The organism is Klebsiella sp. 18074 (assembly GCF_902705905.1).
GTDB lineage: Bacteria > Pseudomonadota > Gammaproteobacteria > Enterobacterales > Enterobacteriaceae > Klebsiella > Klebsiella terrigena.
The window spans coordinates 1-8,048 of sequence record NZ_CACSIS010000057.1; the positions used below are offsets into that span (position 1 = coordinate 1).

General features: G+C 59.0%; 5 protein-coding genes. 2 read left to right on the forward strand and 3 right to left on the reverse strand.

Annotated elements, in window-relative coordinates; all coding sequences use genetic code 11:
- Positions 1–165: 165 nt before the first annotated feature.
- Both GVK32_RS27995 and GVK32_RS28000 read right to left on the reverse strand, forming a co-directional pair.
- Positions 166–1,074 carry a sugar phosphate isomerase/epimerase gene (locus GVK32_RS27995; RefSeq protein ID WP_159874081.1) on the reverse strand — a complete coding sequence of 303 codons (909 nt, stop codon included), beginning with the start codon at positions 1,072–1,074 and terminating at the stop codon, positions 166–168.
- Positions 1,075–1,576: 502 nt separating this feature from the next.
- Complete coding sequence (locus GVK32_RS28000) at positions 1,577–2,431, reverse strand: PA4780 family RIO1-like protein kinase (protein WP_045857838.1); 855 nt, start codon at positions 2,429–2,431, stop codon at positions 1,577–1,579.
- A 551-nt stretch (positions 2,432–2,982) separates the two neighbouring features.
- Here GVK32_RS28000 and GVK32_RS28005 point away from each other — a divergent pair.
- Both GVK32_RS28005 and oqxB read left to right on the forward strand, forming a co-directional pair.
- Positions 2,983–4,158 carry an efflux RND transporter periplasmic adaptor subunit gene (locus GVK32_RS28005; RefSeq protein ID WP_159874083.1) on the forward strand — a complete coding sequence of 392 codons (1,176 nt, stop codon included), beginning with the start codon at positions 2,983–2,985 and terminating at the stop codon, positions 4,156–4,158.
- A gap of 23 nt (positions 4,159–4,181) precedes the next feature.
- The gene (gene oqxB / locus GVK32_RS28010) at positions 4,182–7,334 is read left to right on the forward strand and encodes a multidrug efflux RND transporter permease subunit OqxB (protein WP_159874085.1); all 3,153 of its coding nucleotides are present in this window, start codon (positions 4,182–4,184) and stop codon (positions 7,332–7,334) included.
- Positions 7,335–7,418: 84 nt separating this feature from the next.
- Here the strand turns inward: oqxB and GVK32_RS28015 are convergent, their stop codons facing one another.
- On the reverse strand, positions 7,419–7,898 hold the full coding sequence (locus GVK32_RS28015; RefSeq protein WP_159874087.1) for an Rrf2 family transcriptional regulator: 480 nt from the start codon (positions 7,896–7,898) through the stop codon (positions 7,419–7,421).
- Positions 7,899–8,048 lie beyond the last annotated feature (150 nt).

Consider the following 8,048-nt stretch of genomic DNA (forward strand, 5'->3'; position numbering starts at 1 on the left):
CCGAAAACCGCCTTGAGCGAGCTGAATGTTCAAATGGCGAGGTCATGGAAAAATATAGCGATCGCGACCTGCGGTCGCTAGAAAAGAAGAACCCCACCTAAAAAAGTGGGGTTAGTCAGCAGTCTGAGGGGCCTTTATGGCCCCTTTGCTATTCAGGCGTCGCTATCAGCGCTGCGCCTCGCGCCAGGCGCTCTGCAGAAACTCGCGGCACTGGCGCTCGTTATCCCACAGGTCGTCCTGCTCGGTGGTGCGCATTTCGACGGCAAGGGAGATGGGGCCGAGCTCCTTCGGCAGCGCAAGGCTCATTGCGGTTCGGATGATGTGCGCCGCTGACGCGGTGGTGAGGAACCCCGGTTCGCCAAACTTCATATGATAATCACCGTAGCCCTCGGCCTGCGGGTCGAGGATGGCGTTTGCCAGATGCAGCTGTGAGATCAGCGGCGCGGCGAGCGCCAGCGATTCCGCCAGATCTTCCTGATTCAGCGAGACGTGGGCGCTGTCCCAGGCGAGATAGAGCTTCGGGCAGTCAGGGCGCAGCGCTTTCATCCACTCCACGGTCTCGTCCGTTGGGCCAATCAGCTGACATTTATGCGCGAAGCGGTCGAGCGGCTCCACCTGTAAAAGCATGTTGTCATACTGGCCAACGACTTCGCCAATGCGTACCAGCGCTTCGCCAAAGCCCTTTTTGGCCTCTTCCCGGCGCGCGTCGCCGGGATCGCCGCCGCTCACCAGCGACAGTTTGCTGGTGCCGCATTCGGCCGCCAGGTGCACCAGCTCGCAGGCGCGACGAATGGATTTCTCCCGCAGCTCCCGGTCGAGGCTGCTGAGGTTGAGATGATCCTTGAGCAGTTCGAAGGTCAGCCACTGGGTGACCTTCAGGCGCTGCCGTTCAGCGAGATTGCGAATGTTTGCCGCGATTTCCGGGCGATGGATAATGCCGGTTTCAAAACCCCGATAATAGCCGATGCCGGCGATTTCGTGGATGACCTGTAAAACGGCGTTTTCATCGCCGGCCAGCGGGAAGAAAAGTTCGGCGATGTGCGCCGAAGGATACAATTCGGTCGTTGCTGTCATATCACTGCCTCCTCAAAGAGCGGGGGTTAAGGTGTGGACTAAGCGGTTACGCCAGGTGCAGGAAGCGCTTTATTGGCTGTGAACATTTTAATGGTATATGAACATATGAACAAACATAGAACAGGCGTAATGTCATAACCTTGACGCCGATCGCACTTTGCTTTAAACGGCGGTTCTGCGCATATTGCTATTGATTTTAATGAGGATAATCTTTCGCAATCCGGGGCCAGGCAGGCACGTTGGTGGCGCGGTTCGGCGCGGTAACCAGCATTCAGGCGTTACTATGCTGTTCAAAAGTATGCCGGGGGTGGAAAGGGAAGGCGTATCTTCGGGGCGGTGTTTAAGCTGACGGTGTTGTCGGGATCTTGCGGCGGGTGGATTGCCGCTGGATTTGTAGGGCCAGACGGACCCAGTTGCCGGGCCCGTCTGCGAGGAGATGCGCGGCTAAGCGCCTGTCTGCCCCTTAGCCTGGGCTGCCGTGCGGCAGCGCAAAGGCCTACATCTACTCGTCGTCGCGTTCTTTGGCGGCGCGCTGGCGGTCATAGAACTCATCTTCCGCGGCGATGATTTCATCCATCAGTGAGTCCATATCGACCGCGTGGACCTCTTCAACAAAGAGGCCGGTTAGCGGCGTTTCCGGCGTTAATTTTCCATCTTCATACAGCATCCATATCTCTTTCGCATAGCGCGTTTTTAAGAGCTGAGGGGCGAACTGGCCGTAGTAGGCGGTGATGTTATTCACGTCGCGTTCGAACATGGATTGCGCGTGGTTGTTTGCCGCGGCATCTACCGCCTGCGGCAGGTCGATAATCACCGGCCCTTGCGCATCGAGCAGGACGTTGAACTCCGACAAATCACCGTGAACAAGACCGGCGCACAGCATGCGCACGATATTGCGGATCATGGTCGCGAAATCAGCAACGGCTTCCTCTTCCGTCAGGGCGACATCGCTCAGGCGCGGGGCCACCGCGCCCTCGGCGTCAGTGATAAGCTCCATCAATAATACGCCGTCAATGCAGATATAGGGCTGAGGTACGCGAACCCCGGCGTTAGCCAGCCGGAACAGGGCGTCGACCTCGGCCATTTGCCAGGTCTCCTCCTGCTGCTTGCGTCCGAACTTTGAGCCCTTTTGCATCGCGCGGTTATTTCGCGAATTGCGGACCTTACGCCCTTCCTGGTACTGCACGGCCTGCTTAAAGCTGCGCTGTGCCGCCTCTTTGTACACTTTGGCGCACTGGATCTTATCACCGCATAAAACAGTGTAAACGTCGGCTTCTTTACCGCTTTTCAGCCGCTGAAGCACTTCGTCTATCAGGCCGTCATCGACCAGAGGTTGGATTCTGTTTGGGATTTTCATGCGGCTTTATACCTTATTTCAGACACTTTTCGTACTGATAATACGGGACAGTCATCGTGTTCCATCCGGGTCAAAATCATGTCATTGCTCAGTAAGTGCGATGTTTTCTGCAATGGGTCACAAGGTTAACTGGAATCAGGGAAATTGTCCCGCAGGAATGCAGGTACAAAATGGCCGCAGGGCATACGCGGTGGGGCTCTTAGGGTTTCATCCAATGCCGCCGGCTCTCTCCGGTGGTAGATTCAGTGGGGGGTTGGGGCAGCGAAACGGCCCTGAAGGCGCCGAGCGGTTGCGGTAAAGCCAGAAAAAACAACGGACCTTAACAAATGGTCATACTTCACTCTCGCGAATAGCACATTAAGTGCAACAATTATTCTTGCACTTAATTTAGTGCCTCCCTACAATCGCCGCGATAGTGTATTCGTAATTGATACATATTTTGTGGCGATGAGCGACACAAATGGCCTCCAGCCAGCCCGAACAAAGGAAGTGGCGCTGCGTCCCCCGCGGCGTCTTGTTCGGCGGCAACAACAACCAGCGGAATAAAAATAATGAGCCTGCAAAAACCTTGGGTTAACTTTCATCGGCGTTTGTTGGGGACGGCGCTGCTCGCGGCGCTGCTTGCCGGATGCGATAACGGCGTCGCGCAAAATGCCGCGCCGCAGGCGCCTGCCGTCAGCGCCGCCGACGTCGTGGTTAAGCCCGTCAGCCAGTGGGACAGCTTCAACGGCCGCATCGAAGCGGTAGAGAGCGTCCAGCTGCGCCCGCGCGTCTCCGGCTATATCGACAAGGTGAACTACACCGATGGCCAGGAAGTGAAAAAGGGCGAGGTGCTGTTCACCATCGACGACAGAACCTACCGCGCCGCGCTCGAGCAGGCACAGGCGGAGCTTTCGCGCAGCAAAACCCAGGCCAGCCTGGCGCGCAGCGAAGCCGGCCGTACCGACAAGCTGGTAAACACCAACGTGGTCTCCCGCGAAGAGTGGGAGCAGCGGCGCTCGGCCGCCGTCCAGGCGCAGGCCGATATGCGGGCAGCGCAGGCGACGGTTGACGCGGCGCAGCTGAATCTTGATTTTACCAAAGTGACCGCGCCTATCGACGGCCGCGCCAGCCGCGCGCTGATCACCAGCGGCAACCTCGTCACTGCGGGCGACAGTGCCAGCGTGCTCACCACGCTGGTGTCGCAGAAGACGGTGTACGTCTACTTTGACGTGGATGAATCAACCTATCTTCACTATCAAAACCTTGCCCGCAGCGGGCAGGGGGCGTCCAGCAGCCATCTGGCCCTGCCGGTAGAAATTGGCCTGGTCGGAGAGGAGGGCTATCCCCACCAGGGCAAAGTGGATTTCCTCGACAATCAGCTCACGCCGAGTACCGGTACGATCCGCATGCGCGCGGTGCTGGATAACGCTCAGCGCCTGTTTACGCCGGGACTGTTCGCCCGCGTGCGCCTGCCGGGCAGCGCCGAGTTCAGCGCCATGCTGATTGATGACAAGGCGGTATTAACCGATCAGGACCGTAAATACGTTTATATCGTTGATAAAGATGGTAAAGCGCAGCGTCGTGATATCACGCCTGGCCGCCTGGCGGCGGGCCTGCGCATCGTGCAGCAGGGCCTCAACCCCGGCGATAAAGTCATCGTAGACGGCTTACAAAAAGTGTTTATGCCGGGCATGCCGGTTAACGCGAAAACCGTTGCCATGACCGCCAGCACCGCCCTTAACTGATCCCTTACCAGAGAATCCGTCGTATGGACTTTTCCCGCTTTTTTATCGACAGGCCGATTTTTGCCGCGGTGCTGTCGATTTTGATTTTCGTCACCGGGCTGATCGCGATTCCGCTGCTGCCGGTCAGCGAATATCCTGACGTCGTGCCGCCGAGCGTGCAGGTGCGCGCGGAGTATCCGGGCGCCAACCCGAAGGTTATCGCGGAAACCGTGGCGACGCCGCTGGAAGAAGCGATCAACGGCGTTGAAAACATGATGTACATGAAATCCGTCGCCGGCTCAGATGGCGTGCTGGTGACCACGGTGACCTTCCGCCCGGGTACCGATCCCGACCAGGCGCAGGTTCAGGTACAAAACCGGGTATCGCAGGCCGAAGCCCGCCTGCCTGAGGACGTTCGCCGCCTCGGGATCACCACTCAGAAGCAGTCTCCCACGCTCACCCTGGTGGTGCATCTGTTCTCACCGAATGGCAAGTACGATTCGCTCTATATGCGTAACTACGCCACGCTGAAGGTGAAGGATGAGCTGGCGCGCCTGCCAGGCGTCGGCCAGATTCAGATTTTTGGCTCCGGCGAGTACGCGATGCGCGTCTGGCTGGACCCTAATAAGGTGGCGGCGCGCGGCCTGACCGCGTCTGACGTCGTCGCGGCGATGCAGGAGCAAAACGTGCAGGTTTCCGCCGGCCAGCTCGGCGCCGAGCCGCTGCCGAAAGAGAGCGATTTCCTGATCTCGATTAACGCCCAGGGACGCCTGCATACCGAGGAGGAGTTCGGAAATATCATCCTCAAAACGGCCCAGGACGGATCGGTGGTGCGCCTGCACGACGTGGCGCGCGTTGAGATGGGTTCCGGCAGCTACGCGCTGCGCTCCCAGTTGAATAATAAAGACGCGGTTGGGATTGGTATCTTCCAGTCGCCGGGGGCAAACGCCATCGACCTCTCTAACGCCGTGCGCGCGAAGATGAACGAGCTGTCGACGCGCTTCCCGGAGGATATGAAGTGGGCGGCGCCGTACGACCCAACGGTCTTCGTGCGCGACTCCATCCGCGCGGTGGTGCAAACCCTGCTGGAAGCGGTGGTGCTGGTTGTGCTGGTGGTGATTCTGTTCCTGCAAACCTGGCGCGCGTCAATCATCCCGCTGATTGCCGTGCCGGTGTCGGTGGTAGGGACGTTCAGCATTCTCTATCTGCTTGGCTTCTCGCTGAATACCCTGAGCCTGTTCGGGCTGGTGCTCGCCATCGGGATCGTGGTGGATGACGCCATCGTGGTGGTGGAGAACGTCGAGCGTAATATTGAAGAGGGGCTGGCGCCGCTGCAGGCGGCGCACCAGGCGATGCGCGAGGTTTCCGGGCCGATTATCGCGATCGCCCTGGTGCTGTGCGCGGTATTCGTGCCGATGGCCTTCCTCTCCGGCGTGACCGGGCAGTTCTACAAGCAGTTTGCGGTAACCATCGCGATTTCGACGGTGATCTCGGCGATTAACTCGCTGACGCTCTCTCCGGCGCTGGCGGCGCTGCTGCTGAAGCCGCACGGCGCGCCGAAAGATATGCCGACCCGGCTTATCGACAGGCTGTTCGGCTGGCTGTTCCGGCCGTTTAACCGCTTCTTCAACCGCAGCTCTAACGGTTATCAGGGGCTGGTCGCGAAAACCCTTGGCCGCCGCGGGTCGGTGTTCGTGGTTTATCTGTTGCTGCTTTGCGCCGCTGGGGTGATGTTTAAAGTCGTGCCCGGCGGATTTATTCCGACCCAGGATAAGCTGTACCTGATTGGTGGCGTGAAGATGCCGGAAGGCGCTTCGCTGGCGCGAACCGATGCGATGATCCGCAAAATGAGCGAGATCGGCATGAACACCGAAGGCGTAGATTATGCGGTGGCGTTCCCGGGGCTCAACGCGCTGCAGTTTACCAATACGCCGAACACCGGTACGGTCTTCTTCGGCCTGAAGCCGTTCGATCAGCGTACGCACACCGCGGCGGAAATTAACGCCGAGATTAACGCTAAGATCGCGCAGCTGCAGCAGGGGTTCGGCTTCTCGATCCTGCCGCCGCCGATTCTGGGGCTGGGCCAGGGTTCCGGCTACTCGCTCTATATTCAGGACCGGGCGGGTCTGGGCTACGGCGCGCTGCAAACCGCGGTTAACACCATGTCGGGTGCGATTATGCAAACGCCGGGAATGCACTTCCCGATCTCCACCTATCAGGCCAATGTTCCGCAGCTGGATGTGCAGGTGGATCGCGATAAGGCCAAGGCCCAGGGCGTGTCGCTGACCGACCTGTTCGGGACGCTGCAGACCTATCTGGGATCGTCCTACGTGAACGATTTCAACCAGTTTGGCCGCACCTGGCGCGTGATGGCTCAGGCCGACGGACCGTTCCGCGAGAGCGTGGAGGATATCGGTAATCTGCGCACCCGCAACAGTCAGGGTGAGATGGTGCCGATTGGCAGCATGGTGAATATCACCACCACCTACGGGCCTGACCCGGTGATCCGCTACAACGGCTACCCGGCGGCGGACCTGATCGGTGATGCCGATCCGCGCGTGCTGTCGTCCGCTCAGGCGATGACGATGCTGGCCGGGATGTCTAAGCAGGTGCTGCCGAACGGGATGAATATTGAATGGACGGACCTCAGCTACCAACAGGCCACGCAGGGCAATACGGCTATGATCGTCTTCCCGGTCGCGGTGCTGCTGGCGTTCCTGGTGCTGGCGGCGCTGTATGAGAGCTGGACGCTGCCGCTGGCGGTGATCCTGATTGTACCGATGACCCTGCTCTCCGCGCTGTTCGGCGTCTGGCTAACCGGTGGGGATAATAACGTGTTCGTACAGGTGGGGCTGGTGGTGCTGATGGGGCTGGCCTGTAAGAACGCCATCCTGATCGTCGAGTTCGCCCGCGAGCTGGAGATGCAGGGGAAAGGGATCGTCGAGGCCGCTCTGGAGGCCTGCCGCCTACGTCTGCGTCCAATTGTGATGACCTCGATTGCCTTTATCGCCGGGACTATTCCGCTGATTCTGGGACACGGTGCGGGCGCGGAGGTTCGCGGTGTCACCGGGATCACGGTGTTCTCCGGGATGTTAGGGGTGACGCTGTTCGGTCTGTTCCTGACGCCGGTGTTCTACGTCACGCTGCGCAAGTTCGTAGCGCGCGGCAAGCCGGCAGCGGAAGTTCAGCCCTCCTGACGTTGTGAGCAGCCTTTGTAGCATAAAAAAACCGCCTTCAGTGAAGGCGGTTTTTTACTATTTAAGGGGGCCGGAGTACCGGATTTAGTGCGCTTTTTTGGCAAGATCGTCAGCTTCGAACAGCGGCAGGCAGCCGCTGATATCGCCTTTTTTGACCTTTTCCAGCGCGCTTGCCACGGTATGGCGGGCCAGCACGTTCAGCGATGCCTGCTCGGCTTCGTCGGCGATGGATTTGAAGTACCAGCAGGCGTTGGCGCTGACCACGCAGCGGGCCGGGACGTCAGGGCGCGAAGCCCACAGCTTTTTGTCTTCAATAACGGAGACGTAGATATCGCGCAGGGTAATTTTATCAGCTGGGCGGCCAAGGTGGATGGATCCGTTGCGCCCCAACGTCGAGACGATAATGCCGTCGCGCGTGAGGGGAACCATCAGTTTACGGATAAAGCTCGGATTGGCTTCCAGGCCATAGGCGAGGATCGCGCTGGTCGAACGTTCACCCAACTGCTCCGCCATCGCTACGCTGAGAACCATCTGCAAAGCTGTCGGGAAGCGGTAATCTAGCATTTCATCTTCCTGGGTCGCGGTGAATATTATTCTTTTTGGCACCGCAGAGGTGAGTGATCAATAAGCACAATATAACAAATAAGGCGACTTTTTAGAAGGAATCTCCGTCGGGGAGGGCACGTAAAGTCCATTTTCACGGTGGGCCTTTAG